The sequence below is a fragment of the Aquimarina sp. AU119 genome (genome assembly GCF_900312735.1).
Lineage (GTDB): Bacteria > Bacteroidota > Bacteroidia > Flavobacteriales > Flavobacteriaceae > Aquimarina > Aquimarina algiphila.
This window is the reverse complement of sequence record NZ_OMPF01000036.1, coordinates 25,957-43,387: the sequence shown is the minus strand read 5'-3', so window position 1 is coordinate 43,387 and position 17,431 is coordinate 25,957. Positions and strand designations below refer to the sequence as shown.

Sequence of the window (17,431 nt, the reverse complement as noted above, 5' to 3'; positions counted from 1 at the left end):
TGAACAACATCAAAAAATAATAAAATGAGCAACGTAAAAGAATATCAACTGTTTATTAATGGGGAGTGGGTTAAATCAACATCTGGAGAAACTATTGATGTTATAAGTCCTTCAACAGAAGAAGTGATTGCCAAGATACAAAATGGAACTCCTGAAGAAGGTATTAATGCACTTGAAGCAGCAGATAAAGCATTTAAGTCCTGGAAGAAAATTCCTGCTCGACAAAGAGCTGAATTACTATATAAATTTGCCGATAAAATATTAGCTAAAAAAGAATATTTAGCAGAATTATTAGTAAAAGAACAAGGAAAATTACTTAAAGTAGCTAGAATGGAAGTAGAAGTTACTGCTACTTTTATTCAATATGCTTGCGAATGGGCTAGAAGAATTGAAGGTGATATTTTACCTTCAGATAATGAAAATGAGCAAATATGGATCCAAAAAATACCAAGAGGTGTAGTAGTAGCTATTACCGCCTGGAATTTTCCTTTGGCTCTAGCCGGAAGAAAATTAGGACCAGCTTTGGTCGCGGGAAATACTTTGGTAATCAAACCCACTTCAGAAACACCTCTTGCTACCTTAGAACTTGGAGATATAGCTAAAGAAGTAGGGATTCCTAATGGGGTAATTAATATTGTAACAGGACCGGGAAGAGCTATGGGGAATGCTTTGGTAGAACATCCTGTTACAAAAATGATTACCATGACAGGTTCTACTCCTGTAGGACAACAAATTGCTAGAAATGCAGCTCAAAATTTAACTCATGTTCAACTCGAGTTAGGAGGAAAAGCACCTTTTATAGTGTTTGAAGATGCAGATATTGATGCAGCCGTAGCTTCTGCTTTACATTCTCGTTTTGATAATTGCGGTCAGGTTTGTACATGTAATGAACGCATGTATGTGCATGAGGGAATCTATGATAAATTCATGGATAAATTTATAACAGCTACAAAAGCTCTTAAGGTTGGGGATCCGATGTTAGAAGATACAGATATGGGACCTAAAGTAAATGCTTCAGAATTAAAACACATGGAGCATCTGGTAGAAGTTAGTGTTAAAGAAGGAGCAACCATAGCCACAGGCGGAAAGCGACCAAAAGGATCCAAATTTGAAAAAGGGTACTGGTTCGAACCAACAGTACTTACCGATGTAACACAGGATATGACTATTGTTCATGAAGAATCTTTTGGACCAATCTTACCAGTCCTAAAATTTAAAACTTTTGAAGAGGTTGTAACATATGCAAATGATTGTGAATATGGTTTAGCAGCAATGATATTTACAAAAGATATGAAAACTATAATGAGATGTAAAGATGAATTAGAATATGGAGAAATTTATATAAACCGAGGGCATGGTGAGCAACATCAAGGATTTCATAACGGATATAAATTATCTGGAAGTGGTGGAGAAGATGGTAAATATGGTTTTGAGCAATACTTAGAAAAGAAGACTTTTTACCTAAACTATAAATAAATCGAATATATAAATATATGAATAACGAAATTATAGAAATTGATATTAGGTTATTCGAAGTGCCTTTACCAGAAGTATTATCGGATGCTAAACATGGAGATCATTATCATTTTGAATTAGTCACAACTACCATTACCCTTAGTGATGGCAGTACAGGAACTGGATATACCTATACAGGTGGAAAAGGCGGTCATGCCATTAAAGCAATGCTCGAACATGATTTTAAAAATGTATTATTAGGTAAAGATGGATCTGATATCGAGGGAATCTATGATTTTCTGGAGTGGCATATACATTATGTAGGCCGAGGAGGAATAGCCTCTTTTGCAATTTCTACTATTGATATTGCGCTTTGGGATATTCGCTGTAAGAAGATGGGACAACCATTATGGAAAGCAGTAGGAGGAGCAAATAATACGTGTAAAGCATATTGTGGGGGGATTGATCTAATGTTTCCTATAGAGAAACTCCTTAATAATATGAAAGCATATTTGTCCAGAGGATTTAATGCTGTCAAAATTAAAATTGGTAGAGAAAATTTGGATGAGGATATAGAAAGAATCAAAGCGGTTAGAGAGTACATAGGTACTGACATAATTTTTATGGTCGATGCTAATTACTCGATGAGTATTGAAAAGGCAATAGAGGCTATTGAAAGGTTCAAAGAGTTTGATATAACCTGGTTTGAAGAGCCTATAATACCAGATGATTATACAGGTTATGGCGAAATTGTAAATACAACAGGTTTTCCCCTCGCAATGGGAGAAAATCTACATACCATTCATGAATTTGAATATGCCTTTAAACAATCCAGGCTATCATTTATACAACCAGATGCTTCCAATTGTGGTGGGGTAACAGGATGGCTTAAGGTAGCAAAAATGGCTAAAGAACATAGTATTCCTGTATGTTCACATGGGATGCAGGAACTACATGTTAGTTTGGTTTCTTCACAAGAAAATGCAGGTTGGCTTGAAGTACATAGTTTCCCAATTGATGAATACACAACCAGACCTTTGGTAGTTGAAAATCACAGGGCAGTGGCTCCAGATTTTCCTGGGATAGGGGTAGTTTTTGACTGGAAAAAGCTAAATCCTTTCGAAAAAAAATAAGTATAACCGAAATCGCAGTTAACAACAATAATAACCACCCATTTTGATCATTATGAAAATAGAGAAAACAAATTTTGGAAACTTCGAAAAAGATATAGTATCCCTATATACATTGTCTAATAATAATGGTGTGGTGGTAAAAATAGCAGATTATGGAGCTACAATCACATCTATTCTTACTCCTGATGCAAAAGGTAATGTCAGGGAAATTACTTGTGGTTTTGAAAATATAGAAGGGTATTTTTCTGAGGAGTATAAAAATAATGCTCCTTATTTTGGAGGAACAATAGGTAGATATGCTTCTAGAATTCATGAAGGTAAATTTAGATTAGAAGACGAAGAGTATACCCTTGCAGGAAATGATAGAGGAAACCATTTGCATGGTGGAATTCAAGGGTTTGATCGACGTATGTGGCAAATAGATGAATCTACAGAAGGAGAAAATGAAGTTCTTTTAGCATTAACTCTTCACAGCGGCCACATGGAAGAGGGTTATCCTGGAAATGTAAATGTAAAAGCACGATTTACCCTTAATAACAACAATGAATTAATTATTTCTTACCATGCAGAGACAGATAAAGCCACTCCTATCTCGTTAACCAACCATTCTTATTTTAATTTGTCGGGTTTTAAAGAAACTGTTCACAACCATAAAGTAACGATACATTCTGAAGCATTTCTTGAAGGAAATGAAAAAGGAGTTCCGCAAGGTAATAAAATAGAAGTGGTTGATCGACCGGAAGATTTTAGAAAAGGAAAACTATTTAGTAAAGCTTTGAATCAGATGGAAACAGGTTTTGATACGTACTTCCTTTTTAAAAAAGATTTCCAACTAAAGAAAGTAGCTTCTATTGAACATTTTAAAAGTGGTAGAGCAATGGATGTTTTAACTACAGAACCTGGAATGCTTTTTTATTCGGGATACTTTACTTCAGACCATTTAAAAAGAGAAAATGGAGATCAATATGGTAGATATAAAGCTTTTTGTTGTGAGACGCATAGATATCCTAATGGTCCAAATCTTGATATCGCTCCAAAAGCAATCACATATCCGGGAGACCCATACACCAGTAAAACAATCTTTAAATTTTACACTACTTAATAAATACCATACAACAAATAAATATTCACACTTCATCTAAGTAAAATTCAATATTATGATTTTAGGAGTTTTAATTGCCATTATTGCAGGTCTCATGTTAGGTTTATATGCATTACCAGAAAAATACACCAAAGGCTATGAATTTGAGAATACCTGGGGAATGATGTTTTTAATTAACATGTTCATCATTCCGATTGCGGCGGGTTTTTTATTAGTTACAGGATTTAATAGTATTATTACTAATATCCCTACAGATATTCTTTGGAAAATGGTTTTTGCTAGTGTTCTTTGGGGAGTTGGAGCAATGATGTGGGGTAAAGCAATTAATCATATTGGTTTGTCCTTAGGGTTTTCTATATTCATAGGGACTGTAATTTTAGTAGGTTCATTGTTGCCATTTCTTGTAGATGGTTTACCACCTTCCAATGTGTTTAGCGTGATTTTAATAGGAATTATTATTGTGCTTTTAGGTGTGTTCTTTAACGGAAAAGCAGGTATTCTTAGACAAAATGAAAATACAGAAAATCAAGATACCAGTAATAATAAAAATTCGTCTATGATCATTGGTATTATTATAGCCGTTGCAGGTGGGTTATTAGCAACAGGCTTTAGTTATGCTAATGCTTTTGGAAGACCTTATTTACATGAAGCTAGTCAACAAGCAGGAAATCCAGAATGGGTAACTGCCGTTATGGTGATGATTGTCATATATGTTTCTGGAGGTCTTTTTGTTATACCTTATTTTATGTATCAATTGAGTGTAAAAAAACTATGGGGTAAGTTTAGTTCTTCTCATACAGGCAAAAACATAATATCTACTTTTATAATGGCTTTATTGAATTTTGCTGCTTCAGGAACGTTTGCCTTTGCAGCTTATAAACTTGGGTCTTCGGGTAATACAGTCGGTTATGCGATTTTTAATACATCATGTGTAGCAGTTGCTATAATTACAGGACTCTTAACTGGTGAATGGAGTAAAACCGGTACAAAACCTAAAATGTTTTTATATCTAGGTTTGATAACTATGACTATAGGAGTTGTTGTTATTGCAGTAGGAAACGGAATGCAATAAAATTGTTGTTCTTTTAGCTGAATTTTTTGATCGAAAATTTTGATTATAGAAGTCAAGATTTAACTATGATCTTAAAGGTACCATTCTTTATAAGGATACTTATAAATTTTATATAATTTAAAATATATTGAGTTTGATTTTTAGGGAGAAATCTCTCTATTTTTTTATAATCAAACTTTTTTAACTATTTCAAATATGTTAAAACAACGGCCTTGTATTTGGTAAGAATACAAGGCTGCTTTTTGTTGTTATATTTAGATAAAAAGATTAATTAGCATCTATTGGTTTATAAACACGAATCCAGTCTACTTTAAATGTATGGTCATCTGTGTTTTGAATCTCAGAATCTTTAGGTGTACGTCCGTTACAAGCATTCCAGTTTTGATCTTCAACATTGATGATAATATCCATTTCTTTATCCAAGTTCATTCCATTTGCCAAGTAATTTAATGGATCAATTACACTTGTTGTTGATGAATTTTGAGCTTCTTCAAGACTTGTAGCAGTATTTGTCGCCTGAAACCCATTTCCGCCCTTAGGAATTATTCCTCCTTCTAAAGGTTTGGGATAGGTATATTGCCAATTACCATTTATGTCACGACTTGCAAAAGCATTATCAGATAATGTTCTTACATGTTCTCCATCTATGTAATATTCAAGATGCTTAGGATCTCTCCAGTATACTCCTACGCGTACCCATTTTCCTCCCCATTGATTTACTCCGTCTTTTCTCCACCAACTACCAATATCTGTAGGCTGATAATCCTGAAAAGGATCACGAATAAAAGTATGATGACTCAAATGTACGCGTTCTGCAAGCCAAACATTTCGATCATCCTCACCTTTTCCGCCATAAGCTTCGATAATATCAATTTCTTGTGTGTCATCAGGACTTAATAACCAAACATCAGAAGCAGTTACTGCATTTGCTACTCTTACACGAGCTTCGATATATACAGGATATAAGACTCTTTTGGTAGAGGTTATACATCCGGCTCTTGTCGTGGGTAAAGTCCAGGTTTCTGTTACTCCGTCGGTATCACAATCTACATCAAATGATTTCATTTCACCATCATTTCTAGATGCTTTTATTTGTAATTCGCCACCAGAAACAGATACATTTTGTCTTACCCATTTTGTAGGTCCGGGACCTTCCCAATTGTTATGATAAAAATTAGTCCACTTATTTCCAAAAGTAGCTTCAGCTGAGGTTGCTGCAAAGGAGTAATTAAAATCATCAGAGGAGTCGCTTTGTAGCTTCCATGATTTACCTTCACCCGCAGAAGCAGGAACGGCGATACCTTCCCAATCAGTGCCAACACTATCTGGATCTACAGGATCAGGATCTGGTTCTGGGTCAGGAGTTTCTGCTTCTGTTATTGGAGTTTCGGTAGTTGTATTATCACTAGAACAGGAATTAATAAAAACATAGGCACAAGTGATTAATAAAAACAGTTTCATTTTCATAAGAATTTAGTTTAAGTAATTATTTTATTCAGGGCTTTAAGAGATGGATTTTTTTAGTCGTCACTCTATTCTTTAGTCTATACTGTAAAGCGCAAAGACGATTATAAAGCATAAAGATTTATGAATAAATAATCTGTCTTTTGTTTAATAAAAGACTCAAAAAACGGAAGAAAAGAATACTATAAATAGTATTAGAAATCATTTTCGAGGTTTTAAAACAAAAAAGACTATGGTATTGCCCAGAATTTTGATGCTTTAAAATTAGTACTCTTTATTTTTTAAGAATAAAAATGACACTAGACAAAAACTATACAATACTCTGATAAAACTTAAAAAGACTTTAAAAGAACCCCTATACCCTTTTCGTTATCTATCCTTTTTTAAAGACAAATTAACAAGACAGATTATATTGATGATGAGTCTATGCATTATCGTATAATTATAGGTTTTTACTATGGTATACTGGGATTTATTTGATTGAAATAATATAAAGTCTTCATTTATTATTGTGTTCAAAAACTATTGAAATTGTTTTGATCAACACAAGTAATAAAAAAATAAGCAGATATGTTTTTTTTGAGAAAAGAGCTTTTTGATTTTAATAATATCAAATACCTAAAAATGTCAATTCATTAATAATAGGTGAGTATGTTTAACTACTATGTAATTTTAGATACAGATAAAATATAAGGGATACAAATTTTTAAAAATTCACAAAATCCAAAATTCCCGAGATCATTCGTTTTAAATTAAGTAGTTGTTTTTTAGCTTTTTAGACTTGGTTTTATACCTAAGAAATGACCGTCTAGTTTTAGTCTAGTCTGTTTTTTTTTAATAAAAATTTAAGATTTATATGTTTGTTTTGAATATTTCGCGATAGGTTTTTTAAAAACATGCGGAATCTTCAAAAGACACAGATTTTTATTAAGCTATTTTATTTATGAAAAAAAACAAAACAATTTTTGAAAGAAAATATCATTTGTTATGGATGTTTACTTTGATCATTTTTTCTGCGACTACACAAGCGCAAGAAAAAGTAAATATTTCAGGTACAATAACAGATGGTAGTATTCCTATACTTGGGGTAAATATTTTAGTACAGGGGACTGACAGGGGAACTGTTTCAGATTTTGATGGAAATTATACTATTAAAGTCAACAAAGGTGAAATTTTAGTTTTTTCATCAGTTGGGTTTATAACGCAATCCATTAAGACAGAGGAGCAAACTACAATTAATGTGGTTATGGAGGTATCAAGTCAAGAGCTGGAGCAAGTTGTTGTGGTTGGATACGGTACTCAAAGGAAAATTGAAGTTACTGGAGCTGTAACAAGGTTGAGCTCAGATATCATTTCCAAAGCTCCTGTATCAGATTTGGGAGAGTCGATACAAGGGCAAATTGCAGGTGTTAACATACAGGCTAATGGCCGTCCTGGCGATGTCGCTAATATTCAGATTAGAGGTGTCGGGTCTTTGAGTCCAGGGTCTTTAGGGCCTTTGTTTGTAGTTGATGGAGTACCTTTTCAAGGTAATCCAAACATAGCTCCAAATCAAATTGAATCTATAAATGTATTAAAAGATGGAGCTTCTGCATCTATATATGGTACAAGGGCTGCAAATGGTGTAATTTTAATTACTACCAAAAGAGGAAATAAAGGACAATTAAGAGTAGAATATGATACGTACATTGCTGCCCAAAATATCACCTCGGGAATTCCTTTAATGAATACTGATCAACAGTATTTTTCTGATTTAGCAGTTAATGAAAGATTAGGAACTACAAACCAATTATTGTTTTTGAGTCCAAATGCCTTAGATTTTGATAGTGATTTTGTTAATGATATCCAAAATGATAATGCGTTAATGCAAAATCATAGTATTAACGTTTCCGGGGGAAGCGAAAATTTAACACTTAACCTTAATGGTTCTTATTTTGAACAAGATGGTGTTTTGATTAATTCGGGTTTTGATAGGTTAACTACCAGGATAACTGGTGAATACAAAAAGGACAGGCTTAAAATATTCTCTAGTATTGGGTTTACCGAAGAAAATAGAGAACAAGAACCATTTGGCTTATATGAATTTGCAATATCTCAAAGGCCTTTTCAGGCTCCAATTGCAGATATAAGTCCTGTAAACGGAGTTGTTCAATTAAATCAAGGTAGTAGTTCAAACCCAGTATTATTAGGTTTTTTAACAAGATTACTTAATAATGAAGATGATAGAGTGACAAGAACTTCTAATATTGCATTTAGTGTAGATTTTGAAATTCTTGAGGGGTTAACCTATAGAGCTAATTTGGGTAGAAACACATTTGATTTCAGGCGTAAATTCTTTCGACCTCAATATCTGTTATTCGATAATACTGGGGCACTTGTCCCCAATGGTTCTAATGTAGATGCATTACTTGACGAAAGTTTTATATTTTCTGAAAGAAGTACTATAGAAAACTCTATAAATTATTCTAAAGATTTTGGGAAGCATGGTTTAAAATTATTAGCATTGACGTCCTATGAACAGTTTGATTCAAAAAATGTTCAAACGGGTATAATAGGTTTGCCCAGTAATGCAACTAGCGTGCTTTCACAAGGAGAAAATGGTACAACCCCACTTGGAATTGATACCAAGAACGTTTTAACAGGACTTTTAACGAGGATTCAATATAATTTTGATGATCGTTATCTTATTTCTGGAAGTTATAGAAGGGATGGATCTTCTAATTTTGGGCCTAATAATAGATTTGGTAACTTTTTTGGATTTTCTGTAGGTTGGAATGTTAGTGAAGAACCATTCTTTAGGAATGCAAACCTAGACGCTATTAACAATTTAAAAATAAGAGCCAGTTGGGCAGAAATTGGAAATCAAAATATTCCCCCGTATCTGTTTAATCCACAAATTGAAACTGGGGTAAATTATATTTTTGGTGGTGAATTAGAATTTGGTCAAACTGCCCGACGCTTTTTTGATGAAAATATCAAGTGGGAAACTAAAATATCTAAAAATATAGGTCTTGATTTGGGAATGTTTAGTAATAAATTGAACCTTACATTGGATGTGTATCAAAATGACAGAGAAGATCTTTTGTTACAAGAGAGATTACCTGCTTCTGCAGGAGCTAATACCCCTGTCCAAGGTAATGTTTTTGGAGCTCGCCTTGTAAATGCAGGAAATCTTACCAATAAAGGAATTGAAATTGCATTATCGTATAGAGACCAAACAAAATATGGTTTAAAGTGGGGTGTATCTGGGACTTTTACTAAAAATAAAAATGAAGTTACCGATCTTAATGGTGTATCAAGAGGTTTTGCTGGGGGACAGACTATATTTAGTCAAGCGAATAATGATTTAACAACTTTCTTGGCTGAAGGATACGAAGCAGGTGCCTTCTTCTTAATTCAAAATGATGGAATTTTAAAAACCCAGGAACAGGTCGATGATTATAATAGTAGAATTGGTGGTAACGCAGCACAGCTAGGTGACCTTGCTTTTATAGATCAACTTACTGTTGATACCAATGGGGATGGTGTTCCTGATGCTCGAGATGGTCTGATTAATGATGATGACAGAGTATATTCAGGTTCGGGTCAACCAGAATTTGAAGCGGGTCTTAATATAAACTTAGAATATAAAGGCTTTGATTTTTTTATCCAAAACTATTTGGCTTATGGTGCCGAAGTTTATAATGCTTCTCGTTTAGTAGCTTTTGTATATGGTAGACATTTAGAGCAATTTGGCCAATGGACACCGTCAAATCCAACCTCTGACATTCCAGCACGAGATAACGGAATCTCTAGTAGTGTTAGACCTAGATCAAACTTCTTTTTAGAAGACGGATCCTATTTGCGTATACGTAATATCACATTAGGATATTCTATTCCAGAGACTTCATTACCTGATTTTTTCAGTAAAGTTAGAATTTATACTACAGCGCAAAATCCTTTTACTTTTACAGATTATACAGGTTTTGATCCCGAAGTAGCTGGAGATGGAATTTTTACAAGAGGAGTAGATGCCGTGTCTTATCCTATTACAAGAAGATTTTTATTTGGTCTTCAACTTGATTTCTAAAAAAAATATTAAGTATTATGATACAATATAATAAAATTAAAGTTTTTCTGATATTATGTTTTATTTCGCTTCTTACGATAAGTTGCGATAAAGATGTGTTAGATATAGAAAACCCAAATGCAGTTACAGAAGCTACTTTTTGGAAGACTCCTCAAGATTTTGATGCCGCTTTAATTGCTACATATGGTGCATTACAATTTCAGGCAATTAGTGGAGCTGGGATACCTTTGGAAATGGTACGTGGAGATGAGGCTGGATCAGAGGATTTTTATATTCCATGGTTTCGTCTTTCCAATTTAAATGTTAATGATGGAGATGCTCATGTCGTTAATAAGTGGAGTGCATTATATATTGGTGTTTTTAGAGCAAATCAGATCCTTGACCAGTTAGAAGTTAATAGTGACGTTTTCCCTACTCAAGAAGAAGCTATTTTGGTAGAGGCTCAAGTTCGTTTTCTAAGAGCATATTTCTATTTTGAGATAGCACATTCTTATGGTGGCGGTGTGATAAGAACTTCAGTTCCTAATACGAATGAAGAATTATCGATTCCATTTAGTTCAATAGAAGAAATTACCGATCAGGTGATTCTACCAGATCTTTTATTCGCCAAAGCAAATTTACCTCAGTCATGGCCTGATAATGAAGAAGGAAGGGTTACCTGGGGAGCTGCTACTTCTTTGTTAGGAAAAAGCTATTTATATAGTAAGGAATGGTCTCAAGCAGCCGGAGAATTTAGAGAAGTTATTGATGCTGGTATTTATAGTTTGGCTCCTAATAACCTAGATAATTTCTCTCATGAAGAAGGTTTTAATGTAGAATCTATTTTTGAAGTACCCTTTTCTGTAGAGTTTAATCCAGGAGGAAATGGTATTGTTGTAGACAATTACCCAGGTGTAGCAGGTTCAGAAACAGCTGATGTAGCGCTATCGACTGGCCATCTAAGGTTTGGTGGTTTTAATACTATATTGCCTACATACTACATGCATGAACTTTTTGTTAGGGATGAAATTGATCCCAGTAACCCTATTAATGATGGTAATATCCAGTCTAAAAGAATGGGAGCAAGTATAGTACCTATTGATGGAGATGGACTTTATTATGGTTTGCCAATAGGAAGTAGACCTGGATGGGTATTTGGACAAAGTTCTTATGTTAAAAAATACTCGAACTGGTATCATCTCGAACAGGAAGATGGTAATAGAAGATCCGAAATTAATTATAGAGTTATTCGATTGGCTGATGTTTATTTAATGTATGCAGAGGCTGTTTTAGAAGCTAATGGAGATTTTGATACTGCTATTGATTTCATAGATAGAGTGAGAACAAGAGCAGGTGTAATTACATTAAGACAATACATAACAGATGATGGAGGCATTCCTGAGTTTCATATTAGTGAACAGGTAGCATCAAGGCCACGATCTTTTGCAGTTGCAAGTGTAGAAAGTGTAAGAACTCATATTAGAAGAGTAGAAAGACCATTAGAATTATGTTTTGAAGGTTTTCGATGGAAAGATTTAGTACGTTGGGGAATTGCAGGAAGTGTATTGAATGAGCTTGCCCAAGATGAGTTGTGGAGAACCCAAAATCAATCAGGAATTTTAGATGTAATTGCAGATCCTAATGTGCCTGGCAGTGGTGCAGGGGTTGCCCCTTTATTCATTAGGGAGAAAGTAAGACCAGATTTTCGTACTCCTAGTGAAAATTATAACCCACAAATTCATGATTATTTACCGGTACCTGCTATTGAATTACAAACAAACGATCAAATTGGTGGTTAATAAAAAATTGATGATATGAAAAAATATTTAAAAATAATAATGCTTTTGGTCACTACAATTCTTTTGATGACCAATTGTCAAAATGATGATGTTGATACTGATATTCCGAGTAAAAGAGTAATCTTTACTTCAGAGCAAACTCAAGGTAATGCTATACGTGTGAATACTTCTCTTTCATTTGGAGACATTTCTTCAGGTGTTATCTCTAGAACCTGGAGCATTCCAGAAGGTGTAGCTAATATTACTGAATCTAGTGAAAGTAGGATAAAACCCATTTTTAATAGAGTTGGGCAACATAATGTAACATTAACTCAAACTTTTGAAGAAAGTGCATTCGTAAATGGTGTACAAAGAGGAACCAAATTAGATACAACGATAGTAGTTACTGTACTAGAGCCTATTAAAATTGACCTAAAAGCAAACTATATTAATCCAGATGGTTCTCTTGGGGCTGCTCTTAATTTATCAAATAATGTAGAAAATGAAGTTATCGCAAGTCGATCTGTTCGTTACACTTTTGATCCTGTAGGTTTACCACAAAATATTGCTTGGACACTGGATGGAGGAGATCCGGATGAAGTGGTAGGTACTATGAATCAGGTTGATGTGTCTTATAAACGTATAGGAGTATATGATTTCAAAGTAATAGCGAATACACCAAGACCTTTTGGAGGTGATACTATATCGTTTGAAAAATTAATTAAAGTTATTCCTTCTACAGACCCTGTAACATTAGGTAATGTTGAAGGAAAAAGGGATGGTACTCTAGCCCTCGAATTTAGTAGAGAAATGGATGAAACAACAATTAATGCTACAGATTTTTCTATTGCTATTGAAAATGGAGGTAGTGTAATACCTGCTACAATTAGTAGTGTAAGTATTAACCCTACTGAAAGAAATATTTTGAATATTACTTTAGACGGAGAGTTGATATATATAGACGATACGGTAACGGTCTCATATACAGCGGGAGGGCTATCCACTGCTGATGGAGTCCAATCAGATAGTTTTACTGATGTACCAATGAATATATTTGAACAAAGTCCAAATTTGCTAGAGGCAACAGCTGCTACAACAGATCCTGGTTTTGAAAACTCACTTTCTTCGGATTGGATAGATGGAGGATTTGCTTTTGGGACCTCACTTGATGCAACTTTAACAGTGAATAACACAAGAGCTCATACCGGTATAAACAGTGGTCTTGTTACTGCAAGTGCTAATACCAATAGTGTTATATATAACCAAGGGAAAGAATTTCCATTTGAAACAGGAAAAACATATCAACTAGGGGTTTGGTCGTATTTAGAAACTAGTATTGATCGTGCTACTACAGGATTTGACCCAGAGTTTAGATATTATTTTAATCAAACAGGGGGGCCTAATTATAGTATTGCAGGACCAGTAATTCCATTCCTTAATATTCCTCTTAACGAGTGGGTATTTAATTCAATAATTATTACCACTACTGCTTCTGATGGACCTAAAGAGATAATGATTAGGTTCTTAAATGAAGGCAATGATAATGATCTTAGAGTTTATATTGATGATTTATCAGTTAGTGAAGTAATTCTTAGGCCTTAATTAAATAAAATTTGTTTAGTCAATTTTGAATACTGAAAAATGAGGTTATTTATTAGAAAAACTATTTACTATAAGTGACCTCATTTTTATCATGAATCAATATATGTCTGATTTAAAAAACTATTATTTATAAATACATAAGATATAAGTACTGATAAAATTATTAACCTATTAACACAAACTCTTAAAACACTTATAACCTAAGAAAAGGCTTATGGACCGCGCTATATATAGCACGTTAACCAATCCACAAGACTTCATTTTTTTACTCTTATAATTTGCTTTTATCCATTTTTGGTATAAAAAGTTTATATAAACTAATGTCTATTCTGAACTAGACTAGAGAGCAAATTGAAGTAAATCTACTTTTGGTTTTAGCTGTTTAATGATTTAAAAAAATAGAGCGCAGAAGTTACTTTTTAGTAATCTCAAGCTTATCCATGATATCCATTTTAGTAAAAAGCGATTCGCTTTTTAGACGGTGAATTATAAACAACCTAGAGTTCACTAACAATCAATGTATATCACATAATTGCGTATTAACCCTTTAAATTATATAAACACAAACGTATTTAACATGAAAACAATTAATCATTATTTAGTAATGGGCCTCATTTTATTATATCCCATAGTAAACAGAGCCCAAAATGTAGAAGTAGATGTAAATCTAAATATCAAACATTCTGTAGGAGGAATATCTGATTTTGGAAGAGAAAGACATATTACCATGCACTCCAGTCTTTATGAAAACGCATGGGAAGGAGAATTAGATAAAGCTGAACGCTTGTTCGAAGATCTAGATGTGCAGTTAGGTCGTGATAACGGAGTTGCATCTTTTTTACATCAATTCTCACCAGAAGATGAAAATAACAGACAACATCATGATCCTGATAGTTTATCTGTATTATTAGATTTTTGGCAAGGTGAGTATCAGCAAAGAATAACAGACAGAGGTTTGCTTAAATATAAGAACGAGCAATCTAGAGGAGCAATAATGGGAACTAACCCACATCCTACTTATCCAACACTTTCTTATTTTGAAAATGGATTAAATGGATCTACATGGGGAAGAGAAAATGGTTTCACCTGGATTCCTCAAGACATAGAAACTTCTGCAGCTTGGATGGTTCAATATCTAGAAGAGTTTTTTGTTGAAAACGCAAGTCAAGAAGGTGTTGTTATGCCAGAATACTGGGAAGTAATCAACGAACCTGATTTCCCTTTAAATACCGGGCAATTTATGATGTCAAGTTGGGAAGATATTATGGAGTACCACAATTTGGTAGCTCAAGGTATTAAACAAAGATTAGGTAATCGTGCTCCTAAAATTGGAGGTATGACTTGGGGATTACATGATCTATTTAGGGGTGATGGTATTTCTCGCTTTGCAAGAGCTAGTTATGTAGATGGTTTTTATGGAAATACAGCAGCAGATGAAGTAGCTAAGGCATATGCAAGAAGCCAGGTGGATACACCTTTATTTAATCGTCCAAGAGATACACCATGGTACCAATGGGATGTAATTTGGAAAGAATTTATTGACAGAGTTGGTGATAATATGGATTTTTATTCAGTGCACTTTTATGATTGGCCTCAATATCAGAATCAAGGAGGACAAAGAAGATCAGGTGGACATGTGGAAGCTACTTTAGAAATGTTAGAATGGTACGATGTATTTATGAATGGGAAAAATAATAGAAAGCCTGTTATTATTTCTGAATATGGAGCAGTTGCTAATTCATGGGATCCAATGCCACACGATACCCGATTTGATTGGGAAAACCTAAAACCTTTTAGTGCAATGATGATGCAGTTTTTAGAAAGACCTGATTATATCGAATTATCAATGCCTTTTCACTTATTAAAAGCGCAGTTTAGAGATATCGATAATAATGGTGATGGTATACCAGAAGTTGTATATCATTATAAAACTTTACGTGATGACGACGGTGATGGTGTTTGGGAATATAGTGAGCTTGTAAAATGGTACGAATTATGGGATGATGTTGATGGAACAAGAGTTGATACTAAATCCTCAGACCCTGATATACAGGTGGATAGTTATGTTGATGGTAATGAAGTGTACTTAATTTTAAATAACCTACAAGAACAAAATACGACTATTAATTTGAATTTATTTGAGGATAATGATAATAATCCAACAAGTGTTCGTATAAAGCATCTTTATTTAGAAGGAGTTAGAAATATTGTTTTAGATGATAATACTACTAATAATATTCCATCATCAGTTACGTTGGGATCAGAAGCAACAATGATATTAAAATATACATTACCTAATGCAGTTGCAATCAATCAAACTTCAGTAGAAAACAAATTTTACGGAGAACCTGTTAGTAACAATCAAAGAGTAGCTATTAATAGTGGAGATAATACATTTTTTGTAAATAATGTTACAGTACCTATTGATGCAGACAAAGCCGAAGCAATGATAAAAATGACCGTTACTCTTTTTGATGCACCTCAAACCGAGAATGGATTCTTATCTATTAATAAATTAACTTTTAATGGAGTTGAAATAGAAACTCCTTTTGATTGGAGAGGAGAAACTCAAAATAGGTCAAAATGGTTTGGAGCTTTAGAAATTCCAGTTCCGGCAAGTTTGGTACAAACAAACAACACTATTGTTGTAGATTTTCAACATGTTGGAGAAGTTAACATAGTTAATTTATTAACATGGGATTTCTCTAAGAAGCCTGGTAGATCAGATGGCAGTACTGATCCCGACCCTATTGCTGTTACAGGAGTGAATCTTTCACCTGCAAATGTATCTCTTGATGTCGGGCAAAACTCTACAATTTCTGCAACTATTTCTCCGGCCAATGCAACTAATAAAAATGTAACATGGAGTAGTAATAATACAGCAATAGCTACTGTAGACACTAATGGTATAGTAACTGCAAACGCCAATGGTAATGCAATTATAACAGCGACCACAATAGATGGAGGGTTTACTTCCTCTACCACAGTTACTGTAAATGACAACACACCTCCTTCAGATATTATAATAATTGAAGCCGAAACTTTTACTAGTACCGGGGGTACTTATAATGATGCTAATGTAGGAGGTCCTGGCCTTGGTGTAAACAGAACAGCTACTAACATCAATTACGTCAACAATGGTGACTGGGCAGAATATACAATCAATGTAAGCACTTCTGGGGATTATAAAATTGAATATCAGATATCTACTCCGTCTAATAATGCTCAGATTCAGCTATTAATCGATGGTGTTGTAGTAGCTACCGATAATGTTGCAAATAATGGTCAGTGGGATAGTTATAATGCCTTAGTATCTTCTAATACTATAGCAAATTTGACATCAGGAAACCATACGGTACGAGTACTTGCATCTGGGACGAATCCATGGCAATGGAATTTGGATAAAATTACATTAACCAGAATAAACAATAACAATAGAACGCTGAGTAAAAATAAAGATTTAGGAGAACTAAGTCTTTTTCCTAACCCTTCTACAGGAACAGTATTTATTCGAGGACTGAATAAAGAAATTGAACATGATATCCATATATATGATATAAAAGGAGCCAAATATCTGGGTCAAAAATTAGACAAAAATCATATGATTAATATCGAGAGGCTACCAAAAGGAGTTTATTTCCTAACTATTAATAATTCCGAAAGAAAAAGGACGACTTTAAAATTGATCAAAAACTAATTGATATAATTTTTCAGATTTAAGAAACCCATATTGCATAGTAGGTATTTTAAAAGTGTTGATATCATCAAAGAACGATA

Annotated in this window: 9 protein-coding genes; 8 read left to right on the top strand and 1 reads right to left on the bottom strand. The window is 33.8% G+C overall.

Going from position 1 to position 17,431, the window contains the following annotated elements:
- Nucleotides 1-24: 24 nt before the first annotated feature.
- The 4 genes from aldA to DK442_RS26240 are packed head-to-tail and all read left to right on the top strand — an operon-like array spanning nt 25 to nt 4,762.
- Nucleotides 25-1,476: an aldehyde dehydrogenase gene (gene aldA, locus DK442_RS26255; RefSeq protein ID WP_109438895.1), complete on the top strand. Its 1,452-nt coding sequence runs from the start codon at nt 25-27 to the stop codon at nt 1,474-1,476.
- 17 nt (nt 1,477-1,493) lie between these two features.
- Nucleotides 1,494-2,588, top strand: coding sequence for a mandelate racemase/muconate lactonizing enzyme family protein (locus DK442_RS26250; protein WP_109438894.1), 1,095 nt, complete (start codon nt 1,494-1,496; stop codon nt 2,586-2,588).
- Nucleotides 2,589-2,640: 52 nt separating this feature from the next.
- Nucleotides 2,641-3,690: an aldose epimerase family protein gene (locus tag DK442_RS26245; RefSeq protein WP_109438893.1), complete on the top strand. Its 1,050-nt coding sequence runs from the start codon at nt 2,641-2,643 to the stop codon at nt 3,688-3,690.
- Nucleotides 3,691-3,745: 55 nt separating this feature from the next.
- The gene (locus DK442_RS26240; protein WP_109438892.1) at nt 3,746-4,762 is read left to right on the top strand and encodes an L-rhamnose/proton symporter RhaT; all 1,017 of its coding nucleotides are present in this window, start codon (nt 3,746-3,748) and stop codon (nt 4,760-4,762) included.
- Between the two features lie 267 nt (nt 4,763-5,029).
- Here DK442_RS26240 and DK442_RS26230 read toward each other — a convergent pair whose 3' ends face one another.
- A complete protein-coding gene (locus tag DK442_RS26230) occupies nt 5,030-6,229 on the bottom strand; it encodes a family 16 glycosylhydrolase (protein ID WP_200825176.1) in 1,200 nt (399 codons plus the stop codon).
- 940 nt (nt 6,230-7,169) lie between these two features.
- Between DK442_RS26230 and DK442_RS26225 the strand changes: the two genes are divergently transcribed.
- The 4 genes from DK442_RS26225 to DK442_RS26210 all read left to right on the top strand — a co-directional run bounded on the left by DK442_RS26225 (nt 7,170) and on the right by DK442_RS26210 (nt 17,351).
- Nucleotides 7,170-10,295 (top strand): TonB-dependent receptor, encoded by a 3,126-nt coding sequence (locus DK442_RS26225; RefSeq protein WP_109438891.1) that lies wholly within the window; start codon nt 7,170-7,172, stop codon nt 10,293-10,295.
- A gap of 17 nt (nt 10,296-10,312) precedes the next feature.
- Nucleotides 10,313-12,073: a RagB/SusD family nutrient uptake outer membrane protein gene (locus DK442_RS26220; RefSeq protein WP_109438890.1), complete on the top strand. Its 1,761-nt coding sequence runs from the start codon at nt 10,313-10,315 to the stop codon at nt 12,071-12,073.
- Nucleotides 12,074-12,088: 15 nt separating this feature from the next.
- Nucleotides 12,089-13,654, top strand: coding sequence for a hypothetical protein (locus DK442_RS26215; RefSeq protein ID WP_160114371.1), 1,566 nt, complete (start codon nt 12,089-12,091; stop codon nt 13,652-13,654).
- 577 nt (nt 13,655-14,231) lie between these two features.
- Nucleotides 14,232-17,351, top strand: coding sequence for a carbohydrate-binding protein (locus DK442_RS26210; protein ID WP_109438888.1), 3,120 nt, complete (start codon nt 14,232-14,234; stop codon nt 17,349-17,351).
- Nucleotides 17,352-17,431: the final 80 nt, after the last annotated feature.